The organism is Parafrankia sp. BMG5.11 (assembly GCF_004337455.1).
This window is the reverse complement of the sequence record NZ_SJXI01000203.1, coordinates 1-1,202: the sequence shown is the minus strand read 5'-3', so window position 1 is coordinate 1,202 and position 1,202 is coordinate 1. Positions and strand designations below refer to the sequence as shown.

Sequence of the window (1,202 nt, the reverse complement as noted above, 5' to 3'; positions counted from 1 at the left end):
TGGTGGGTTTCGGTGCGTTGGCGGGGAGGGACATGATCGCGCGGATGTTCCGGAATCCTCGTCGGACTCGGGCGGGGGTGAGCCGTCCTGGTGGGGCGGGTTTCTCCCAGGGGCGGCGTAGGTCGCGGGTCAGGGGTCGGGCGAGGCGGAGCTGGGTGTGGGCGGCGATGATTAGCCAGGTCCAGCGGTCGGCGGCCTGCGGGGTGCGGATCTTCGGGCGGGTCCAGCCGAGGGTCTGTTTGAACAGCCGGAAGGTGTGTTCCAGGTCGAACCTGCGCAGGAATGACTGCCAGGCGCGGTCGATGTCGGCGGCGGTGGCGTTGGTGGCGGAGGTCCACAGCCAGACGGGCGTGGGGTCTCGGTCGCCGGGCAGGTGGTCGACCTGCAGGCGGATGAGGGTCCCTTCGATGATCGGCAGGTCGCCGGGGTGGTCGAGCCAGCAGGTGCGGTGGGTGAGCCGGGGGTGTAGCCGGTTCCAGCTGGTCGCGGTGGCGGTGCCGTAGCGGCTGGTGTTGGTGATGGTGGTGTGCTGCGGTTCGGGCCAGGTCGCGGGCCTGTCGAGGGCGAACTCGGGGCCGTGCTTGGGCGGACGGCCGTTGGTACCTGGCTGTCTCGGTGGTTTGGGGAGCCGCAGGACACGGTCGGAACGGATCCGGCCGAGGACCTCGACGGGCAGGTCGGCCAGGACGAACGCCAGCCGGGTCACGTCATACCCGGCGTCCATCACGATCAGGATGTTCGGGTCGCCGTCGTGCCAGTGTCCGGCTGAGGTCAGGCGGCCCACGACCGCCCGGAGCTGGTCGGCGGTCACCGCTGTGGCGTCGTCGTCGGGGCCGAGGCGCACCGCGTCCAGGACCGCGGTCCACGACGTCCGGCCGGTTTCGAGGGCGGCTACGAAGGAGTACGGCCAGCCCGGGATCAGCTGGGACTGGTTCTTCGCCCGCCCGTGCACATGGCAGAACAGCCGCTGCGCGCTGGTCGGCGCGTCCGAGCGCAGCCACGGACTGACATCGACGGCCAGCACGAGTCGTCCGTCGGCGGCCGCGGGCAGCGGAAGGTCCGCGAGCGCACGTCGCAGCCGGGCGATCTCTAATCGGCCGCTGTTCAGCCCGTCGTACAAGGCTCCGTGGCCGCGACGGTGCTCCGGGGCCAGCGTCAGGTCGACCAGCGTCCGGACCGGGCCGTCGGTGCACAGCACCGCC

General features: G+C 71.4%; 1 protein-coding gene. It reads right to left on the bottom strand.

Features of this window, described 5'->3' with window-relative positions; genetic code table 11:
- Nucleotides 1-1,202, bottom strand: a 1,202-nt coding sequence (locus tag E0504_RS49900; protein WP_131628135.1) for an NF041680 family putative transposase, incomplete at both ends; no start/stop codon positions are given.